The organism is Streptomyces achromogenes (assembly GCF_030816715.1).
In the GTDB taxonomy this organism is placed as follows: domain Bacteria; phylum Actinomycetota; class Actinomycetes; order Streptomycetales; family Streptomycetaceae; genus Streptomyces; species Streptomyces achromogenes_A.
In genome coordinates, this window is sequence record NZ_JAUSYH010000001.1 from 4936595 (window position 1) to 4954803 (window position 18209).

Consider the following 18209-nt stretch of genomic DNA (forward strand, 5'->3'; position numbering starts at 1 on the left):
CCCGACGGCCACCCGGAACCCGCACCGGCCGCGACGCCGGCCCCGGCGGCCACCCGGCCGGCACCGGCCGCCACCCCGACGGCCACCCGGCCTTGGTGCCTTCGGCCTCGCCGCCACCCCCGTCCCCAGCGGTCACTCGGCTGCCCGGCCCGGCAGCCACCGACCGGCACCCAGGTCGCCACCCCGGGCCCCGGCGGCCACCCGGCCCCGGCACCCGGCCGCCACCCAGCACCCGGCCCCCGCAGGACCCGGCGGCTAGCCCAGCACCCGTACCGGCGACCCCGCCAGGTACGCGCGGATGCCCTCCGCCGCCTGTCCGTAGTAGCGCTCGTAGTTGGCCCGGGACACGTACCCGAGATGGGGAGTGGCCAGCAGCCGGGGAGCCGTCCGCATCGGATGGCCGGCGGGCAGCGGTTCGACGTCGAAGACGTCCACCCCCGCTCCCGCGATGCGCCGCTCCCGCAGTGCCGCCAGCAACGCCTCCTGGTCGACGATCGCCGCGCGCGAGGTGTTCACCAGGTAGGCCGTCGGCTTGAGCAGCGCGAGTTCGGCGGGGCCGAGCAGCCCCCGGGTGCGCTCGCCCAGCGCGAGATGGACCGACACGAAGTCGCTCTCGGCCAGCAGCTCCTCCTTCGAGGCGGCTCGCCGCACACCGGCCTCCCGCGCCCGTTCCTCCGTCAGGTTCTGGCTCCAGGCGCTCACCTCCATGCCGAAGGCGAGGCCCACCCGGGCCACCAGAGCGCCGATCTTCCCCAGTCCCAGCAGCCCGAGCCGCCGCCCGTGCAGGTCCGCGCCCACCGTGGACTGCCAGGGCCCGCCCTCGCGCAGGGCGGTGCTCTCCTGCACCAGTCCGCGCGCGAGACCGAGCAGCAGCGCCCAGGTCAGCTCTACCGGCGGGGTCGACGAGCTCTGGGTGCCGCAGACCGTCACCCCGTTCGCCTTCGCCGCCGGGAAGTCGATCACCGAGTTGCGCATGCCGGAGGCGATCAGCAGCCGCAGCCGGGGGAGCCGGTCCAGCAGCGACGCAGGGAAGGCGACGCGTTCGCGCAGGGTGACCACGCAGTCGAAGCCGGCCAGTGCCGCGGCGAGTTCGTCCTCGTCGCCGAAGTGCTCGGTGAAGGGGACGACCTCCACCTCCTCGCCGGGCACGGACCAGTCGGCGGCGGTTGCCGCGACGTTCTGGAAGTCGTCGAGTACGGCACAGCGGAAGGCCACGGCGTCTCCTCCGGAGGGGGCGGGCCCACGGGCGGGTCCGCGGGCAGGACCTCCCGAGACTACGGCCGTCCCTCGGGCGCCCCGGCGACTGCCCTCGCCGGACGTCACTTGGCGTCGGCGTAGCACTCCACCACCGCCGTGGTGAAGGGGAACCGCACCGGCGTCTCCCCGAACGTCAGCCGTCCGGCCAGGTCGGACGCCTCCCGGATCGCGGAGACGACCGTGTCGGCCTCCTCCCGCGGACAGTGCACGATCACCTCGTCGTGCTGGAAGAAGACCAGTTCCGCCGCCATGTCCGCACAGGCCCGCCGCAGCGCGGCGAGCAGCAGCAGCGTCCAGTCGGCGGCGCTGCCCTGGACGACGAAGTTGCGGGCGAACCGGCCGCGTGCGCGGGCGTCGGTGGAGGCGTAACCCGGCGTCCACTGACGGTCGTCGGCGCTGTCCTCCTCGGCGGGGCCGCCGGGGCCGCCGGGGTCGTCGACGGGGATGCCGGCCTCCTCGGCCTCGGCCGCCCCGACGGCCGGCGGGCATGTCCGGCCGAGCCAGGTCCGCACCAGCCGGCCCTCCTTGCCGGCCCGGGCCGCCTCGTCGACGTACTCCACCGCGCGCGGGAAGCGGCGGCGCAGGGCGGCGAGGTTCTTCAGGCCGTCGCCGGAGGTCTGCCCGTAGACCGCGCCGAGCACGGCGAGCTTGGCCTGGTCGCGGTCGCCGGAGAAGGCGCGGTCCGAGACGGACTGGTACAGGTCGCTCTCCCGGCCCGCGACCTCCATCAGCCCGGGGTCGCGGGAGATCGCCGCCAGCACGCGCGGCTCCATCTGGTCGGCGTCGGCGACCACGAACCGCCAGCCGGGATCCGCGACCACCGCCCGCCGGATGACCTTCGGGATCTGCAGGCCGCCCCCGCCGTTGGTGACCCAGCGCCCGGTGACCGTGCCGTGCGCGAGGAACTCCGGCCGGAACCGCCCGTCGCGCACCCAGTCCTGCAGCCAGGACCATCCGTGGGCCACCCGGATGCGGTACAGCTTCTTGTACTCGAGCAGCGGCTTCACGGCCGGATGGTCGAGGGACTGGATCTCCCAGCGCCTGGTCGACCGCACCCGGATCCCGGCCTGCCCGAAGGCCTTCACCACGTCGGCCGGAAGGTCGGGGCGGACGCGGCGACCGAAGGCGGCCGACACCTCGTCCGCCAGCTCCGCCAGCCGCCGCGGTTCGCCGCCGCCCGCGTACCGCTCGCCGAGCAGGTCGTCCAGGAGCGCGCGGTGCACCTGCGCGCTCCACGGCAGCCCCGCCCGGTTCATCTCGGCGGCCACCAGCATCCCCGCCGACTCGGAGGCCGTCAGCAGCCGCATCCGCGCCGGGTGCTCGGCCCGCTCGTGCCTGCGCTGCTGCTCCGCGTAGACGGCGAGGAGGTCCGCCAGCGGCAGCCCCGCGGCGGCCCGCGGTTCGAACAGCGAGGACTGGGCGCCGGGCTCGGCCGAGCGCTGCGGCGGGTCCGGCGGGACGGGCCCGCCGCGCAGCCGGGCCAGCGCGGCGGCCGCCGACCGTGGCTCGCCGGACCGGCCCTCGTGGCCGAGCAGGAGCGTCTCGGCGTCCTCCACGTCGTAGCAGCGGTCGACCCGCACGCCCGCGTCGAGCAGGCGCGGGTAGACCTCGGACGTGGAACGCCAGACCCAGCGCACGACGTCGGGCCGCTCCCGCACGGCCCGCGCCAGATCCGGCTCGCGCAGCGACGGGCCGGCGGGCAGGCCGTCCGGACCGAGGGGGGCGAGTTCCACGCCACCGTCCTCGGTCGGAGCGAGCGCCCACCGGTCGGCCATACCGCGAGTGTGACAGGGGGGTCTGACAGTGAGGGTGAAGGTGCGCGGGCGGCGCATGGCACGATCGAACGGTGAGCAGCACCAGCAGCGACCCGGCCGGCGCCGTCGAACGCGCCCTGCGGACCGCCCTCTACGACACGGCCGACGCCGCCCTCGACGCGGGCGCGTCCCTGCTCGCCGCCGATCCCGCTTCGGACGCGGAACTCGCGCGGCGCGGCGCGGAGTTCGTGGCGGCGCTGTGGCGGCGCGGCTGGCAGCCCGCGGACCTCGTGCGGATCGTGCGGCGCGACCTGGAGGGCGCCCATGTGGGCCTCGTCGCGGCGCTGATCCGCGCACAGGCGCGCGACGACCGGGCGCGCGGTCGCCGCTGGGCGGCCCAGCTGGCGGAGCTGCCGACCGGTCCGCCCCCGTCCGGCGACCGTTTCTCGCACGCCACCGCGGTCCTGGAGCTCTACCGTCTGCTGCTGCGCCTGCCCGGCCTCGACCCTCTCGACGAGCCCGGGCACGGGCGCGGCCATCACCACCGGGGGCCGGCGGCCGGGTCGCCCGCGGACTCCTCCGCCCGCATGCTCACCCGTATCCGCGCGCTGCTCGCGAAGGCCGAGGCGACCGGCTTCCCGGAGGAGGCCGAGGCGCTCACGGCGAAGGCGCAGGAGCTGATGGCCCGGCACAGCGTCGACGAGGCCCTGCTCGACGCGCGGGCGCCGGCCCCGGACGCGCCCGGGGCCTGCCGGATCGGCGTCGAGCCACCGTACGAGCAGGCCAAGGCGGTGCTGCTGGACGCGGTCGCCGACGCCAACCACTGCCGGGCGGTGTGGAACGAGCCGTTCGCCTTCTCCACGGTCGTCGGCTTCGAGGCGGACCTCGAGGCCGTGGAACTGCTCTACACCTCGTTGCTGGTGCAGGCCCAGTCGGCGATGGCGAAGGCGGAGGCGGCGCAGCGGGCGAGCGGCCGCCGGCGGACCAAGACCTTCCGGCAGTCGTTCCTCGCCGCGTACGCCCACCGCGTCGGCACCCGCCTCAGGGCCGCCGCCGAGACCCAGGTCTCCGACGACCTGCTGCCGGTCCTCGCCTCCCGCGAGGTCGCGGTCACCGCGGCGACGGACCGCATGTTCCCGCAGACGGTCTCCACCCGTCTGCGCGGCGTCACCGACGAGGCGGGCTGGACCGAGGGCGCCGAGGCGGCGGACCGGGCCCGCGTGCGGTCCCGGCCCCGCCTGCCGTGACCGCGCGCCGGCGGACGTCCCTCGGTCGCCGACGGGGCGACCGTCAGCCGTCAGCCGTCAGCCGTCAGCCGTCAGCCGTCAGCCGTCAGCCGTCAGCCGTCAGCCGCAAGCCCGTCCGGTCAGTCGCCGGCCAGGTGGAAGACGCTGACCGTCGCGTCCGGCACGCCCTTGCTCTTCAGCGCGACGGCGCCGTAGGCCCAGGGGAAGTCCGCGGTGGACGAGACGTCCGCCAGGCCGTACTTCACCGTCTTGACGGCGAGGGACTTCTCGTCGCCCTCCTTGCCGCGCACGTAGGTGATCGTGAAGGTCGCGGTGCCCTGCGCCGGGAGGGTCAGGGCCTGCGGCTCGCCGGCCTCGTCCTGCACCGCGGGCACGGAGTCGTCGCCGGCCTGGAGGATGACCTGGGGGAAGCCGGCCAGGGTGCACTCCTTGCCCTTGTTGGTGAGCGTGACGGTGACGTTGCCGGTGTCCCCGGCGGCGGGCGCGGCGTCGACGGGGCCGACCTCCTGGCCGAGGTCGCCGGCCGCGCAGGCGGACCCGGTGGCGGGGGAGCCCGCGGCCTTGCCCTCGTCGCCGGAGCCGCTGTCGTCCCCGCCTGAGCAGGCGGTGAGGAGCAGGGCCGCGGCGAGAGCGGTGACGGTGATGGGAACGGCGCGCATGAGTGGTTCCTCGGGTCTGGTCGTGACGACGGTGCTCCCAGGATCATCACGCACGCGCGCGGTTCCGCGCCGCGCGCCCCCGCCCTGACCGCTGTCCGGCTGTTCAGAGGCTGCGGGCGGTGATGTCGCCGTAGGCGGTGGTGGCCTGGATGGCGAGGCCGGCGGCGGCGCCGTCGGTGTTGGCGAGGGCGTTGTGGATGCGGCCGTAGGTGGTGCCGGCGTCGAGGGAGGCGGAGACCCCGCGGGCGGCGCCGACGGTGATGGCGCCGGCCTCGGTGCGCAGGACGACCGTGCCGTGCACGGCCTCGGCGACGTGCAGGTCGCCCTTCTGGGTGCTGATCCGGGCGGGGCCGGTGAGGCGACCGACGAAGACGTCGCCGGCGAGAAGGGTGAGCCGGGCGCTCGCCGCCTCGTCGATCTTGACCGTGCCCTGCGCGCCCTCGAAGGCGACGTCGCCGAGCCGGCCGACACCGCGGAACTCGCCGGCCGCGGTCGTCGCCTCGACGTGCGAGCCGACGGGCAGCTGGACGGTCACCTCGAGGGCCCCGGAGGCGCCGAGGAGCTGGTTCTTCGAGGGGCCCGTGATCCGCAGGGCGCCGTCGGCGAACTCCACCGAGGTCTCCTGCGCCGCCTTCACGTCGCGGCCCTTGGCGGCGTCCGCGGGCAGCACCTCGACCGTGGTGTCGGCGCGGTCGGCCGCGATGAACCGGACACGTCCCGCGGGAACGTCGAGGACGACCGAGACCGGGGCGGCGGTGGCGAACTTCTGCATCGTGCTCTCCTGTGTTCGTTGCTGTTTCCGACACAGGAAAAGCTACGTTGCGTTCTCTGCCTAGGCAACAAGTTCGTTGCGCAGAATTGACATTTAAGCAGGTGAGGGGCGCGTAATTGTTGCAATGGATTGAAAGGCAACGCAACGTGGCGGCTTCCGTTCGTTGCAATGTATGTCGGTGAACGCTAAACTGCCGACATCGAGGCGCACGAAGGAGGCCGTGATGCCGGGAGGCAGACTCACCCAGCAGGAACGTCAGCAGATCGCGTCGGGACTGGCCGACGGCCTCGCCTACGCGGAGATCGCCAGACGTCTCGACCGTCCCACCTCGACGATCACGCGCGAGGTGATGCGCAACGGCGGCCCCACCGCCTACCGCGCCGACCTGGCCCACCGGGCGACCGAGCGCCGTGCCCACCGGCGCAGGCAGACGGCGCCCCGCGGGCCGGACACGTTCCCGCAGGCCCACGGACGCGACGCCGAGGCCGTGCGCGAGTACGAGGAGGCGTTCACCACCGTCCTCATGGCCTCGGGCATGCCGAAGATGATGTCCAGGGTCATGGCCTGCCTCACCCTCACCGACACGGGCAGCCTCACCGCGTCCGATCTCGTGCAGCGCCTCCAGGTCAGCCCCGCGTCAGTCTCCAAGGCGATCACGTACCTCGAGGAGCAGGCCTTCGTCCGCCGGGAGCGCGACCAACGCCGCCGCGAGCGCTACGTGGTCGACGACGACGTCTGGTACCAGTCGATGCTGGCCAGCGCCCGGGCTCTCACCCAAGTGATCGACGTCGCACGGCAGGGCGTCGGAATCCTCGGCCCGGCCACCCCGGCCGCCGCCCGCCTCGAGAACATCGCCCGCTTCCTGGACTTCGTCAGCGAGAGCACGATCCGGGCGGCGGAGCAGGCCCGCGCGGTGCTGCACACGAAGGCCGATGCCGCGGCGCAAGCGCGCGAGGGCGCGGGACCCGCCACCCCTGCGCCCACCCGCGAAGAGAGCCTGCGGGCGCAGGCGCCGCGCTGAGGAACGGGCCGCCGACGGGGCCGCAAGGCCCGGCCGCCGACCGGCCGCGGGCCGGCCGGCCCGGACGTGCGTACGTACGTCCGGGGCTATCCGATCCCGGCCGTGGGCAGACCCGACGGCCACTGGCCGCCCTCCGCCCTGGTGAACGTCTCCTTGCCGGCCGCGCCGGTCCAGGTGACCTCGAGGGACTTCGCGTCGACGGAATCGACCATGCCGGTCGCCCGGTCGTCCTTCCCGACCGTGCACGTCAGGTGGATCATCCGCATGCCCCCCTCCTTGCCGGCGGTCCCGCTGCACACGCTCCCGCCGGTCACGAACAGGGCGGCCTGCTTCCCCGTGATGATCAGGGCGACGGCCTTGCCGTCCGTCGTGGCGAGCCAGCTGCCCTCCAGTTCGTCCGAGGCGGAGACGGAGTCGGAGGGCGAGGCCGCGCCGCCGCCCGGACCGCCGCCGTCCGCCGTCGCCGCCGGGGTGCTCGCGGAGTCCTCACCGGACCCCCCGTCGCCGCTGCACGCGGTCAGCGCGAGCGCGCCCGCCAGTGCGGCGGCCACCGCCGCGGCCCGCACCGTACGGCGGGACGCACCCCGCGAGAAGATCGCCGAAGTCACTGCAAGCTCCCGAGCTAGGACCGAAGAAAACCTGGACCTCAAGGACCGCAGCAAGCTACCAGCACGCCGCCAGGTGTTCTCCTGTCGCTACCAGGAGGATTTGCGCACCCCCGGCAGGTGTCCCGCGTGCGCCTGCGCGCGCAGACCCACCCGAGAAAGCCCGAACGTGCGGAAGTACCCGCGCGGACGGCCGTCCACCTGATCCCGGTTGCGCACCCGCGTCGCGCTGGCGTCCCGCGGCTGCGCGCGCAACTCCCGCTGCGCGGCCTCCCGTTCCGCGTCCGTCGACGACGGCCGCCGGACGGTCTCCGTCAGCTCGGCCCGCCGCGCCGCGTACCGCGCGACGATCGCCCGGCGCCGTTCGTTCTTCGCGATCTTGCTCTTCTTCGCCATCAGACCCGCACCCCCCGCGCGCGGATCCGCGCCATGGCCGCCTCGACGCCGATCACGTCGACGGTCTTGATCCCCTTCGTGCTCAGCCGCAGCCGTACGTGCCGGCCCTCGCCCGGCAGCCAGTACCGCTTGCTCTGGACGTTGGGGTCGAAGCGGCGCGACGTGCGCCGGTGGGAGCGGGAGATGCGGTTGCCGAAGCCGGGCCGGGCGCCGGTCAGCATGCAGTGCGCGGACATGGGTGACGTACCTCTCTCGAAGCGTTATCGCTAATGGGATTCATTTTCAGTAACATAGCAGCATGGCTCGCAACGAACTCCGTCCGGTCGTCAGGCTCAAGTCCACAGCGGGGACCGGATTCACCTATGTGACCCGCAAGAACCGTCGCAACGACCCCGACCGCATGACCCTGCGCAAGTACGACCCCGTCGCCGGCCGCCACGTCGACTTCCGAGAGGAGCGCTGAACCCATGCGCAACGAGATCCACCCGCCCTACGGACCCGTGGTCTTCCGCGACCGTGCCGCGGACTATGCCTTCCTCACCCGCTCCACCATGAGCAGCGACCGGACGATCGAGTGGGAGGACGGCGTCACGTACCCCGTCGTCGACGTCGAGATCTCCGACGTCAGCCACCCCTTCTACACCGGCACCGCGCGCGTCCTGGACACCGCCGGCCGGGTCGAGCGCTTCGAGCGGCGTTACGGGAAGCAGGGCGGGGCGTGAGCCTGTCGGTGGTGATCGTCGGCGGGCTGCACGCCGACGCCCGCCGGGCGACGGTCGCCCGTCTGCTCGCCGACGTGCCCGGCGGCGTCGTCCTGCACCACGACCTCGCGACGGCCGCGGCGGGCACGGTCGTACGGACCGTCAGGGACGCCACCGGCGTCCTCTCCGCCGGGGAGACGCCTCTGGTCGACGACTGCGCCTGCTGCGCGCTGCGCGAGGACCTGGTGCCCGAGCTGCGCCGTCTCGCCGACGACGGCGTCACCCGCCTCGCGGTCGTCGAACTGTGGGACTCCGTCGAGCCCAAGGCCATGGCCGAGGTGGTGGTGGCCGGCGGGCTCACGGTCACCGGCGTCGTCACCGCCGTCGACCCGGCACTGCTCCTGCCCTGTCTCGGCAACGGCGACGACCTCGCCGACTGCGGCCTCGCCGCGGCCGCCACCGACCGGCGCACCGTTGCCGACACCTTCGCGCGGCAGCTGGAGTACGCGCCCGTGCTGGCCGTCGTCGACTCCGAGGAGGCCGACGACGAGGACCGCGAGCTGCTGGCGCAGCTGCATCCGACGGCCCGCCAGGTCCGGGTCACGCCCGGCGCCCGCGCGGACCCGCGGTCGCCGCTGGCCGGGGCGGTGCTGGCCGGTTTCGACGCGGAGGCCGCCGCCGCGGCCCAGCATCCGGCCTGCGCGCTGCTCCCCGCGGAGGCCGACGCGCACGGTGTGAGCACCTTCGTCTGGCACCGCCGCCGGCCGTTCCACCCGGAGCGGCTGTACGCCGCGCTGGAGGACCTGACCTGCGCGGCAGCCCGCAGCCGGGGCCGGTTCTGGCTCGCCGACAAGCCCGACGTGCTGCTCCACTGGGACGCGGCGGGCGGCGCCCTGTGCGTGGAGCCGGCCGGCCCGTGGCTGGCGTCCCTCCCCGACGCGGCCTGGGACCTGGTCCCGCCGGTGCGCCGTGCGGCGGCCGCTCTCGACTGGCACCCCGAACACGGCGACTGCTGCCAGCACCTGGTCTTCACGTCCCCCGGCCTGGACCGCGACGGCCTCGCCCGGCTCCTGGAGTCCTGCCTGCTCACCGACGCCGAGTACGCCGCCGGCCGCACCGCCTGGAAGCGGCTGCCGCCCGCCTTCGACACCCTCCTGGAGGTCTGACCCGATGCCCCGCAAGCCCGAGCGCAAGCCCGCCCAGGCCCGCCCCAACCCCCTCGACCGGGCCGGCGTCACCTACGTCGACTACAAGGACACCGACCTGCTGCGCACGTTCCTCTCCGACCGGGGCAAGATCCGCAGCCGCCGGGTGACCCGGGTCTCCGCCCGGCAGCAACGGCAACTCGCCCGAGCCGTCAAGAACGCCCGGGAGATGGCGCTGCTCCCCTACACGTCCGCACGCTGAACCGCGCCCCGGGCGTCTCCCGCGCCGCTCCGGCCAGGGGACGGGCGCGCAGCTGTCCTGTACACGCCCGTCCCGTCCACCCGGACCCGGTGCGCACGCGTCACCTTCCGTAGCCCCGGCCCACCCTCCTCCGTACGACGCCTCCCGCACCCGTACGAGCAGAGGTTCCCCTGGCCGTCTACTCGCTCTGGCCGCCCGGACGCAGCCGCACCCCGGCGGTGAGCCGACCGCGCCCTGATGCGTCGGGCCACCCCGCTCCGCCCCCGCGCCGACCTCCGCGTCGTGCACGGGGGCGGCGGCCGTCGTCGTCGTGCGACGGGGAACGGGGGAGTTGCGGGGCCCCACAGGGGCGTGCGTGCCGCGCACCGTGGCCGGGCCCTGGTCGGATCACGGCCCGGCCGCCCCGCGGACCGTCGCCCGCGGCCCGAGCGGAGGCCGGGCGTCCGCCGGAACCGATGCCTTCGCGACGGCCCTCGCGGCGGTCGCGCGGCTCCCGGCGGGGCGATCCGATCGCGTGTCGGTTCCGCGTCGACGGAACACGAAGGCCCCGGCGCGCGTCTGTCCCCGTACACGAGTAGTTCGATCCGGACGACCTTCCGGAGCACCTCCCGACGCCCGGCCGGACGGAACGACGTCGGTAAAGCGGGCGTCACAGCTGTAACCACTCAGGCACCGCGCGTGCACGTGCATCTGCTCATGCGACTGCATGTGAACGGGGTTATGATCCGGGACAGTTGACAACGGCACCAATGGCCACACAAGCCAGTGCACCACCAGGGAGCGACCTGTGGACCACCACGTTGACGGGGGGCACGACGTGTACAACGGCATGACGGCCACACAGCTGTACGGGGTTGCCTGGCAGAAGAGCCGGCACAGCAACTCGCAGGGTTCCTGCGTGGAGTTCGCGCGCCTGCCGGGCGGTGACGTCGCGGTGCGCAACTCGCGCTTCCCCGACGGCCCGGCGCTCGTCTACACGCGCGCGGAGATCGAGGCCATGCTCCTGGGCATCAAGGACGGCGAGTTCGACCACCTGATCGGCGGCTGACGGCCCGGTCCGGAGCCTCACCTCGGACGAATCGGCGGAAAACGGCCCCACGACGCGCGTAGAACCAGGGCGTCGACGCGGGCCGCGCTACGTCATCCGGCAGGTGTGTGCAGCCGGAACAGCGCCCAGACCACCTTGCCGCCCAGGCTGCCGGAGAGCGGCTGCCAGCCCCAGCTGTCGGCGAAGGAGTCCACGAGGAACAGGCCGCGACCGGACTCCGCGGAGAAGTCCTCGCCCTCCTGCGGCAGGGGGCTGTCGTGGCTGGGATCGCGCACCGCGCACACCAGCCGCCCGGTCCAGCGCATCAGGTGCAGCCGCACGGGAGGGTGCTCCCGGTCGGGCGCGCGCGGAACGTCGTCGGCGGACAGTCCGTGTCTCAGCGCGTTGGTCACCAGCTCCGAGACGACCAGGCAGACGTCGTCGAACCGGTCGCCCACGTCCCACTGACCGAGGGTGCGCCTGGTGAACTGCCGTGCCTCGCGCACCGCTTCGTAGCGGGCGGGCAGGGCGCAGGAGACGGCGTTGGACACGGCCGCGGGATCCAGCGGCGGAAGGCCCTGCCGTAACGGCTCGAGCATGGTCGATCCATTCGTCCCCATGCGAGGCACTCCCGGGATTCGCGGTCGTTGCGATGCAGCGGTGGCGCGGGACCATGGTTTCTGATGCGCACTGCGGATGCAAGGGCAGATGCACGTGCACGTGACCGAAATGGACCCGCCCGTACCGCTTCTTGGCCATTTTTTCCGCCAACTTCTCTCCCATCACCGCCACTTCTCTTGCTTTCTCCTCACTCTTCCTTCGCATCGCTCTGTGCGTATGCTTTTGGTTCGTTCCATCTCTGTAATCGGACGAGTACTGCTCGAAGTGTTTTAGTGGCAGACTGCGGCCCCTAGGACGGCTGGGGAGGCTGGCGAACGTGAGCGCGGGAGAGCCCGGATCGGTGGTGCGGCGGATGCTGCTCGGCTCGCAACTACGACGGCTGCGTGAGGCCCGCGGCGTCACGCGCGAGGCGGCGGGATACTCGATCAGGGCGTCGGAGTCGAAGATCAGCCGGATGGAACTGGGCCGGGTGAGCTTCAAGACCCGTGACGTGGAAGACCTGCTGACGCTGTACGGCATCACGGACGACGCGGAGCGCCACGCGCTCGTCGGCCTCGCCCGGGAGGCCAACGTGGCCGGATGGTGGCACAGCTACTCGGACGTGCTGCCCAACTGGTTCCCCACCTATGTCGGCCTGGAGGGCGCGGCCGCCCTGATCCGCGTGTACGAGGTGCAGTTCGTGCACGGTCTGCTGCAGACCGAGGCGTACGCGCACGCGGTCGTCAGCCGTGGCATGCGGGGCGCGAGCGCAGCCGACATCGACCGGCGCGTGGCACTGCGCCTGGAGCGCCAGAAGTACCTCGTCGCCGAGAACGCCCCCGACTTCCACATCGTCCTCGACGAGGCCGCGCTGCGCCGGCCGTACGGCGACCGCGAGGTGATGCGCGGGCAGCTCCAGCATCTGATCGACGTCTCCGAGCGGCCCAACGTCCGGTTGCAGGTGATGCCGTTCAGCTTCGGCGGGCACGCCGGCGAGTCCGGGGCCTTCACCATCCTGAGCTTCCCCGAGTCCGACCTGTCGGACGTGGTCTACCTGGAGCAGCTCACCAGCGCCCTCTACCTGGACAAGCGCGAGGACGTCGCACAGTACGAACTCGCCCTGAAGGAACTGCAACAGGACAGTCCCGGACCGGACGAGAGCCGGGACCTGCTCCGTGGCCTGATCCAGCTCTCCTGACCCCGCGGCCTCGGGGATTCCCCCACAGGCTTCGGTAAACCCTTCAACTCCCTTGAAACACCCGTACGATGACGTGTGATCAGATCGTGACGCCGATCGGTCACAGCCGTTCGCAGCAGGGGATCGAGGGAGCGCATGTCGTCGTCCTACTTCACCGACCTGGCCCAGCAGTACATCGACGGTAAGTGGCGTCCGGGGACAGGCTCCTGGGACATCATCGACTTCAACCCCTACGACGGGGAGAAGCTCGCCTCGATCACCATCGCCACCGTCGACGAGGTCGACGAGGCCTACCGGGCCGCCGCCCGCGCGCAGCGGCCGTGGGCCGCCACCAACGCCTACGCCCGCCGCACGGTGTTCGAGAACGTGCTGCGGCTGGTCGAGGAGCGCGAGGCGGAGATCAGCGAGATCCTCGTCGCCGAGGCCGGCGGCACCTTCGGCAAGGCCGCCTTCGAGCTCCACCTCGCCAAGGAGTTCCTGCGCGAGTCGATCCACCTGTCGCTGCGCCCCGAGGGCCGCATCCTCCCCTCGCCCGTCGACGGCAAGGAGAACCGCGTCTACCGCGAGCCGGTCGGCGTGGTCGCGGTGATCAGCCCCTTCAACGTGCCGTTCCTGCTGTCGTTGAAGTCCGTCGCCCCCGCGCTGGCCCTCGGCAACTCCGTGGTGCTCAAGCCGCACCAGAACACCCCGGTCTCCGGCGGCACCGTGATCGCCAAGCTGTTCGAGGACGCCGGTCTCCCCCCGGGCCTGCTGAACGTCGTGGTGACCGACATCGCCGAGATCGGCGACGCCTTCCTGGAGCACCCGGTCCCGCGGGTCATCTCCTTCACCGGCTCCGACAAGGTCGGCCGGCACGTCGCGACGGTCGCCGCCTCGCACTTCAAGCGGTCCGTCATCGAACTCGGCGGCAACAGCGCCTTCGTCGTCCTCGACGACGCCGACGTGGACTACGCGGTGGACGCGGCCGTCTTCAGCCGTTTCGTCCACCAGGGCCAGGTCTGCATGGCCGCCAACCGCATCCTGGTCGACCGCTCGCTCGCCGACGAGTTCACCGAGAAGTTCGTCGCCAAGGTGAGGACGCTGAAGGCCGGCGACCCGCGCGACCCGCAGACCCTCATCGGCCCCGTCATCAACTCCCAGCAGGCGGAGGCTGTTTCCGGCGCGGTCGCGCAGGCGATCGCCGAGGGCGCGACCGCCCTGCTGCACGGAGCGACCACCGACAACCTCGTCGAGCCGTCCGTCCTCGCCGATCTGCCGCTCGACTCCGCCCTGCTCCAGCAGGAGGTCTTCGGTCCGGTCGCCTTCATCAACACCTTCGACGGCGAGGCGGAGGCCCTGCGCATCGCCAACGACACGCCGTACGGCCTGAGCGGCGCCGTCCACACCCGTGACATCGAGCGCGGGGTCGCCTTCGCCAAGCAGGTCGTGACCGGCATGTTCCACGTCAACGACGCCACCGTGCACGACGAGCCGATCGTCCCGTTCGGGGGCGAGAAGAACTCCGGTGTCGGCCGGCTCAACGGCGAAAGCACCCTGGAGTCCTTCACCACCACCAAGTGGATCTCGGTCCAGCACGGCCGCAGCGGCTTCCCCTTCTAGGTCCGCACCGGGCGGGTGGCTGTCCGGGTCGCCCCGTGGGGGCGCCCGGAGGCCACGCCCTAACCTGGGCGCATGTCAGCGATCCGTCTCCTCGTCCTGGGCGCCGTGCGCCAGCACGGGCGGGCCCACGGCTACCAGGTGCGCAGCGACCTGGAGTACTGGGGCGCCCACGAGTGGTCCAACGCCAAGCCGGGCTCGATCTACCACGCCCTGAAGCAGATGGCGAAGCAGGGCCTGCTGCGTGAGCACGAGACGGCCCCGTCCACCGCGGGCGGCCCGCCGCGCACCGAGTACGAGGTCACCGACGCGGGTGTCGAGGAGTACTTCCGGCTGCTGCGCGAGGCGCTGGTCTCCCACGACCAGAAGACGGACGTGAAGTCGGCCGCCATCGGCTTCGTGGTGGACCTCCCGCGTGCCGAGGCCGTCTCGCTCCTGGAGGAGCGCGTGCGCGGCATCGACGCGTGGCGCTCGGCCGTCACCGAGCACTACGTCCCCGAGGGAGGCCCCGGTCAGCTGGGTCACATCGGCGAGATCATGAACCTCTGGGTCCACACGGCCGACGCCGAGGCGGAGTGGGCCCGCGGCCTGATCGCGCGGATCGAGGGCGGGGCGTACACCTTCGCGGGTGAGGGCGAGCCGTTCGTCGGCGTGCTCGCGCCGGGCGAGGAGAACCCGTACGCGACGAGGGAGCGGCATCCCGGGGATTGGCGCTAATCAAGTTTGACGAATGACAAGGGGCGCGTTACCTTCCCTCTGATAGTCAAGTTTGACTAATTGAGAAGTGGGGGCTTCCATGGCCGACACGGCGATCACCGTCGACGGCGTCCACAAGAGGTACGGGGAGACACGCGCGCTGGACGGGCTCGACCTCACGGTGGCCCGCGGCACCGTGCAGGGGGTGCTCGGACCGAACGGCGCGGGCAAGACGACCCTGGTCAGAATCCTGTCGACGCTGCTGCGACCGGACGCCGGACGCGTCGAGGTGGCCGGCCACGACGTCCAGGCCGAGGCCCGGGAGGTCCGCCGGCGCATCGGCCTGCTCGGCCAGCACGCCGCCCTCGACGAGGAACTGGACGGCCGGCAGAACCTGGAGCTGTTCGGACGCCTCCACCATCTGGGCGCCCGCCACGCGCGCGTGCGCGCCGCCGAACTCCTCGAACGCTTCGGCCTCGCCGACGCCGGCCGCAAACCGGTCCGCTCCTACAGCGGAGGCATGCGGCGCCGGCTGGACCTCGCCGCCTCCCTCATCGGCGGCCGGCACGGCGCCGACCCCGAGGTGCTCTTCCTGGACGAGCCGACCACCGGGCTCGACCCGCGCGGGCGCGCCGAGGTCTGGTCCGCGGTCCGCTCGCTGGTCGGCGGCGGGACGACGGTGGTGCTCACCACCCAGTACCTGGAGGAGGCCGACCAGCTGGCCGACCGCATCTGCGTCGTCGACCGCGGCCGGGTGATCGCCGACGGCACGGCGGACGAGCTCAAGGCGCTGACGGGCGGCGACCGCATCGACGTCGTCCTGCGCGACGGGGGCCTCCTGGGGGCGGCGGTCGCCCTGCTGCCCCTGCCGAAGGAGGACGTCACCGTCGACACCGACCGGCGGCTGCTCAGCGCACCCGTCACCGACCGCATGGCCGCGCTCTTCGCCGTCGTCCGCGCGCTGGAGGAGGCCGGCGTCGAGGCGGAGGACGTGGCCCTGCGCCGCCCCACGCTGGACGAGGCCTTCCTGCACCTGACCGGGCGCGTGGACGGCGCGGACGACCTTGCGAAGGAGGCCGTGTGAGCGGCTACGCGTACGCGCTGACCGACTGCTGGACCATGACCCGCCGCGAACTCGCCCACTGGGCACGCCGGCCGGGCCGGCTGGCCGTCGGGTTCGTCTTCCCGGTGATGCTGCTGCTGATGTTCGGCTACCTGATCGGCGGCGGCCGCGGGGTCGGCGGCGCCTACCTCGACTACCTGATGCCCGGCATGCTCGCGCTCACCATGGCCTTCGGCCTGGAGGGCACGATGGTCGCCGTCACCCAGGACCTCGACAAGGGCGTCGTGGACCGCTTCCGCGCGATGCCGATGGCCGACGGCGCGGTTCTGGTGGGCCGCTCGGCGGCCGACATGCTCCAGTCGGCCGTGAGCGTGGCCGTGCTGATCGCCGTCGGTCTGGCGCTCGGCTGGCGGCCCCAGGGCGGACCGGGCCCCTTCCTGGGCGCGCTGGGCCTCCTCCTCCTGTTCCGCTTCGCGATGCTGTGGGTCGGCATCCACCTGGCGCTGGTGGCAGGGAGGCCGGAGATGGTGCAGACCGTGCAGATCCTCGTCTGGCCGATCGGCTTCCTGTCCAACGCCCTCGCCGCGCCCACGTCCATGCCCGACTGGCTGGGCACGGCCGTCGAATGGAACCCGATGTCCCGGACGGCGACGGCGGTGCGCGACCTGTTCGGCGGCGCGGGCGCGGACCCCGCCCACGTGTGGCCGGCCGTGGGCTGGCCGCTGGCCCTGCTCGCGGTCTTCTTCCCGCTGGCCGTACGGAAGTTCAGCCGCATGAGCCGCTGAGGGCCGCTGCCGGAGCCCGGTCGCCGCGGTCTTCTCCGTGTCCGCGGCGCCGAGTGCTCGCCGAGCGACCCGCGGGGTGTCAGCGGACCGGGGTCCCGTCCGCGCGCAGCTGCATCTGCGGCCGCCCCGTCACCAGCAGCCAGGCCGGCAGCGAGGCGATGCAGAGCAGGGCGATGATCGAGGGCGAGGAGACCAGGACGGCGGCGACGAAAAGGCTCACCCAGCCCTGCCGGGTGATGGCCAGGAGGATGCCCAGCACCCCCGTGGCCACGCCCACCGCGGGATGGACGCCCGGCACGAGCGCGTGGGCGGTGAGACCGAGGGCGGAGCCCACGAACACGGCCGGGAAGATCCGCCCGCCCCGGAAGCCGGAGGTCGCGGCGACCACCAGCGCGGCCATCTTCACCGCCGTCATCGTGGCGAACTGGCCGGCCGTCCAGCCGTCGGGGTCGGCGGCGAGCTCCGCGACCTCGTCCAGCCCCTTGAAGAGCGTCAGATGGCCGCCCAGGGCCGCCAGCAGGCCCAGCACGACCCCTCCGGCCGGGAGAATCAGCATGGGGTGCCGCAGCCGCGCGAAGGCGCCGTGGACGTACGGGAAGGCGTAGACGCCGCACAGGCCGAGCAGCGCGCCCGCCGACGCGACCACCGTCGCCGCCAGCAGGTCGGCCCACCCGGGCTGTCCGAACGGCGGCAGGTGCATGTCGAAGCTCGGATCGGCCACCAGGGTGGTCGTCATCGCTCCGGCCGCGGCGGCGACCAAAGGGGTGAAGACGCTGTCCCACAACGGCCCCTTGGTCTGCCGCCCCGCCAGCGCCTCGGAGATCAGCAGCGCCGCCGCCACCGGCGTGCCGAAGAGCGCGCCGATGGTCGCCGCCTCCGCGAGCATCACCCACACCGCGCCCGGCGCGGTCGGCCGGAAACGGTGGCCCAGCCAGAAGACGACCGCCACGTTGACCGCGATGATCGGGTTCTCCGGGCCCAGGCTGGGCCCGCCCGCCAGCATCAGCGCCGTCGCCACCAGCAGCCCGGGGAGAACCGCCGGCGGCAGCACGCGCGCGTCCAGCCCCATCGTGGCCGGGTCGGGACCGGCGTGCCCCGGCGCCTTCCACACCACCAGCCCCACCAGCACGCCCGTCATGGTGAGCATGACCATCATCCAGAGCACGGAGTACCGGCCCACGCCCAGCGCGTCCGGAAGGTTCTGCCACAGCACGTGCTGGAGCTGGTCGGCCGCCCCTTCCACCAGCAGGAGCACCAGGCTCGCCAGCACGCCGATGGCGAGGGCGGGCAGGATCGACGGCAGCAGGGTGCGTGCCGGGGTCGCCGGGGCGCTGGGCGGCTGCTGTGCGGGGTCCTGGGCCACGGGCTCACGATAAGCGGGCAAGACAGGCAAAGCGGACGCGACATTCGGACGGCGGCAGACGA

At 73.0% G+C, this 18209-nt stretch carries 21 protein-coding genes; 12 read left to right on the top strand and 9 right to left on the bottom strand.

Annotation, left to right across the window (positions count from 1 at the left end; genetic code table 11):
• Positions 1-255: 255 nt before the first annotated feature.
• Both QF032_RS22195 and QF032_RS22200 read right to left on the bottom strand, forming a co-directional pair.
• On the bottom strand, positions 256-1215 hold the full coding sequence (locus tag QF032_RS22195) for a D-2-hydroxyacid dehydrogenase family protein (RefSeq protein WP_307045060.1): 960 nt from the start codon (positions 1213-1215) through the stop codon (positions 256-258).
• Positions 1216-1319: 104 nt separating this feature from the next.
• Entirely contained in the window at positions 1320-3032 is a 1713-nt protein-coding gene (locus tag QF032_RS22200; protein WP_307045061.1) for a bifunctional 3'-5' exonuclease/DNA polymerase, read from the bottom strand.
• Positions 3033-3103: 71 nt separating this feature from the next.
• Here QF032_RS22200 and QF032_RS22205 point away from each other — a divergent pair, with 71 nt between their 5' ends.
• Positions 3104-4258, top strand: coding sequence for a DUF2786 domain-containing protein (locus QF032_RS22205; protein WP_307045063.1), 1155 nt, complete (start codon positions 3104-3106; stop codon positions 4256-4258).
• A 119-nt stretch (positions 4259-4377) separates the two neighbouring features.
• Here QF032_RS22205 and QF032_RS22210 read toward each other — a convergent pair whose 3' ends face one another.
• Positions 4378-4917 carry a DUF4232 domain-containing protein gene (locus QF032_RS22210; protein WP_307057207.1) on the bottom strand — a complete coding sequence of 180 codons (540 nt, stop codon included), beginning with the start codon at positions 4915-4917 and terminating at the stop codon, positions 4378-4380.
• Positions 4918-5020: 103 nt separating this feature from the next.
• Complete coding sequence (locus QF032_RS22215) at positions 5021-5689, bottom strand: DUF4097 family beta strand repeat-containing protein (RefSeq protein ID WP_307045066.1); 669 nt, start codon at positions 5687-5689, stop codon at positions 5021-5023.
• A gap of 223 nt (positions 5690-5912) precedes the next feature.
• Here QF032_RS22215 and QF032_RS22220 point away from each other — a divergent pair, with 223 nt between their 5' ends.
• Positions 5913-6710: a GbsR/MarR family transcriptional regulator gene (locus QF032_RS22220; RefSeq protein ID WP_307045068.1), complete on the top strand. Its 798-nt coding sequence runs from the start codon at positions 5913-5915 to the stop codon at positions 6708-6710.
• A gap of 86 nt (positions 6711-6796) precedes the next feature.
• Here QF032_RS22220 and QF032_RS22225 read toward each other — a convergent pair whose 3' ends face one another.
• The 3 genes from QF032_RS22225 to rpmB all read right to left on the bottom strand — a co-directional run bounded on the left by QF032_RS22225 (position 6797) and on the right by rpmB (position 7947).
• Positions 6797-7318, bottom strand: coding sequence for a hypothetical protein (locus QF032_RS22225; RefSeq protein WP_307045070.1), 522 nt, complete (start codon positions 7316-7318; stop codon positions 6797-6799).
• Positions 7319-7405: 87 nt separating this feature from the next.
• On the bottom strand, positions 7406-7711 hold the full coding sequence (rpsN, locus tag QF032_RS22230; protein ID WP_307045072.1) for a 30S ribosomal protein S14: 306 nt from the start codon (positions 7709-7711) through the stop codon (positions 7406-7408).
• Positions 7711-7947: a 50S ribosomal protein L28 gene (gene rpmB / locus QF032_RS22235; protein ID WP_307045074.1), complete on the bottom strand. Its 237-nt coding sequence runs from the start codon at positions 7945-7947 to the stop codon at positions 7711-7713. Before rpmB ends, rpsN begins: the two co-directional genes overlap by 1 nt.
• A gap of 62 nt (positions 7948-8009) precedes the next feature.
• Between rpmB and rpmG the strand changes: the two genes are divergently transcribed.
• The 5 genes from rpmG (at position 8010) to QF032_RS22260 (ending at position 10867) form a co-directional block, all read left to right on the top strand.
• Positions 8010-8174 (top strand): 50S ribosomal protein L33, encoded by a 165-nt coding sequence (rpmG, locus tag QF032_RS22240; protein ID WP_266724813.1) that lies wholly within the window; start codon positions 8010-8012, stop codon positions 8172-8174.
• 4 nt (positions 8175-8178) lie between these two features.
• Positions 8179-8433, top strand: a complete 255-nt coding sequence (locus QF032_RS22245; RefSeq protein WP_307045076.1) for a type B 50S ribosomal protein L31 — start codon at positions 8179-8181, stop codon at positions 8431-8433.
• On the top strand, positions 8430-9578 hold the full coding sequence (locus tag QF032_RS22250) for a CobW family GTP-binding protein (protein ID WP_307057209.1): 1149 nt from the start codon (positions 8430-8432) through the stop codon (positions 9576-9578). The genes QF032_RS22245 and QF032_RS22250 overlap by 4 nt, the downstream gene beginning before the upstream one ends.
• Positions 9579-9582: 4 nt before the next feature.
• Positions 9583-9819, top strand: coding sequence for a 30S ribosomal protein S18 (rpsR, locus tag QF032_RS22255; protein WP_307057211.1), 237 nt, complete (start codon positions 9583-9585; stop codon positions 9817-9819).
• A gap of 829 nt (positions 9820-10648) precedes the next feature.
• Positions 10649-10867, top strand: a complete 219-nt coding sequence (locus tag QF032_RS22260; RefSeq protein WP_107448818.1) for a DUF397 domain-containing protein — start codon at positions 10649-10651, stop codon at positions 10865-10867.
• 92 nt (positions 10868-10959) lie between these two features.
• On the opposite strand, the gene QF032_RS22265 is transcribed toward QF032_RS22260, so the two are convergent.
• On the bottom strand, positions 10960-11445 hold the full coding sequence (locus QF032_RS22265) for an ATP-binding protein (protein WP_307057213.1): 486 nt from the start codon (positions 11443-11445) through the stop codon (positions 10960-10962).
• Between the two features lie 374 nt (positions 11446-11819).
• On the opposite strand from QF032_RS22265, the gene QF032_RS22270 reads away from it, so the two are divergent.
• The 5 genes from QF032_RS22270 to QF032_RS22290 all read left to right on the top strand — a co-directional run bounded on the left by QF032_RS22270 (position 11820) and on the right by QF032_RS22290 (position 16784).
• Positions 11820-12644, top strand: coding sequence for a helix-turn-helix domain-containing protein (locus tag QF032_RS22270; RefSeq protein WP_306955991.1), 825 nt, complete (start codon positions 11820-11822; stop codon positions 12642-12644).
• 135 nt (positions 12645-12779) lie between these two features.
• Positions 12780-14243, top strand: coding sequence for an aldehyde dehydrogenase family protein (locus QF032_RS22275; protein ID WP_307057215.1), 1464 nt, complete (start codon positions 12780-12782; stop codon positions 14241-14243).
• Between the two features lie 72 nt (positions 14244-14315).
• On the top strand, positions 14316-14957 hold the full coding sequence (locus QF032_RS22280) for a PadR family transcriptional regulator (RefSeq protein WP_306950016.1): 642 nt from the start codon (positions 14316-14318) through the stop codon (positions 14955-14957).
• Positions 14958-15036: 79 nt separating this feature from the next.
• A complete protein-coding gene (locus QF032_RS22285; RefSeq protein WP_307057217.1) occupies positions 15037-16020 on the top strand; it encodes an ATP-binding cassette domain-containing protein in 984 nt (327 codons plus the stop codon).
• Between the two features lie 35 nt (positions 16021-16055).
• Positions 16056-16784: an ABC transporter permease gene (locus QF032_RS22290; RefSeq protein ID WP_306955990.1), complete on the top strand. Its 729-nt coding sequence runs from the start codon at positions 16056-16058 to the stop codon at positions 16782-16784.
• Between the two features lie 79 nt (positions 16785-16863).
• Here the strand turns inward: QF032_RS22290 and QF032_RS22295 are convergent, their stop codons facing one another.
• A complete protein-coding gene (locus QF032_RS22295) occupies positions 16864-18147 on the bottom strand; it encodes an ion channel protein (RefSeq protein WP_307057219.1) in 1284 nt (427 codons plus the stop codon).
• Positions 18148-18209: the final 62 nt, after the last annotated feature.

What these genes read in the sequence shown, in the direction of transcription:
- QF032_RS22280 (WP_306950016.1), top strand. Translation starts at nt 14,316, where the DNA reads ATGTCAGCGATCCGTCTCCTCGTCCTGGGCGCCGTGCGCCAGCACGGG.
- QF032_RS22200 (WP_307045061.1), bottom strand. Translation starts at nt 3,032, where the DNA reads ATGGCCGACCGGTGGGCGCTCGCTCCGACCGAGGACGGTGGCGTGGAA.
- QF032_RS22210 (WP_307057207.1), bottom strand. Translation starts at nt 4,917, where the DNA reads ATGCGCGCCGTTCCCATCACCGTCACCGCTCTCGCCGCGGCCCTGCTC.
- QF032_RS22220 (WP_307045068.1), top strand. Translation starts at nt 5,913, where the DNA reads ATGCCGGGAGGCAGACTCACCCAGCAGGAACGTCAGCAGATCGCGTCG.
- QF032_RS22245 (WP_307045076.1), top strand. Translation starts at nt 8,179, where the DNA reads ATGCGCAACGAGATCCACCCGCCCTACGGACCCGTGGTCTTCCGCGAC.
- QF032_RS22215 (WP_307045066.1), bottom strand. Translation starts at nt 5,689, where the DNA reads ATGCAGAAGTTCGCCACCGCCGCCCCGGTCTCGGTCGTCCTCGACGTT.
- rpmG (WP_266724813.1), top strand. Translation starts at nt 8,010, where the DNA reads ATGGCTCGCAACGAACTCCGTCCGGTCGTCAGGCTCAAGTCCACAGCG.
- QF032_RS22260 (WP_107448818.1), top strand. Translation starts at nt 10,649, where the DNA reads ATGACGGCCACACAGCTGTACGGGGTTGCCTGGCAGAAGAGCCGGCAC.
- QF032_RS22290 (WP_306955990.1), top strand. Translation starts at nt 16,056, where the DNA reads ATGACCCGCCGCGAACTCGCCCACTGGGCACGCCGGCCGGGCCGGCTG.
- rpsN (WP_307045072.1), bottom strand. Translation starts at nt 7,711, where the DNA reads ATGGCGAAGAAGAGCAAGATCGCGAAGAACGAACGGCGCCGGGCGATC.
- rpsR (WP_307057211.1), top strand. Translation starts at nt 9,583, where the DNA reads ATGCCCCGCAAGCCCGAGCGCAAGCCCGCCCAGGCCCGCCCCAACCCC.
- QF032_RS22275 (WP_307057215.1), top strand. Translation starts at nt 12,780, where the DNA reads ATGTCGTCGTCCTACTTCACCGACCTGGCCCAGCAGTACATCGACGGT.
- QF032_RS22285 (WP_307057217.1), top strand. Translation starts at nt 15,037, where the DNA reads ATGGCCGACACGGCGATCACCGTCGACGGCGTCCACAAGAGGTACGGG.
- rpmB (WP_307045074.1), bottom strand. Translation starts at nt 7,947, where the DNA reads ATGTCCGCGCACTGCATGCTGACCGGCGCCCGGCCCGGCTTCGGCAAC.
- QF032_RS22265 (WP_307057213.1), bottom strand. Translation starts at nt 11,445, where the DNA reads ATGCTCGAGCCGTTACGGCAGGGCCTTCCGCCGCTGGATCCCGCGGCC.
- QF032_RS22270 (WP_306955991.1), top strand. Translation starts at nt 11,820, where the DNA reads ATGCTGCTCGGCTCGCAACTACGACGGCTGCGTGAGGCCCGCGGCGTC.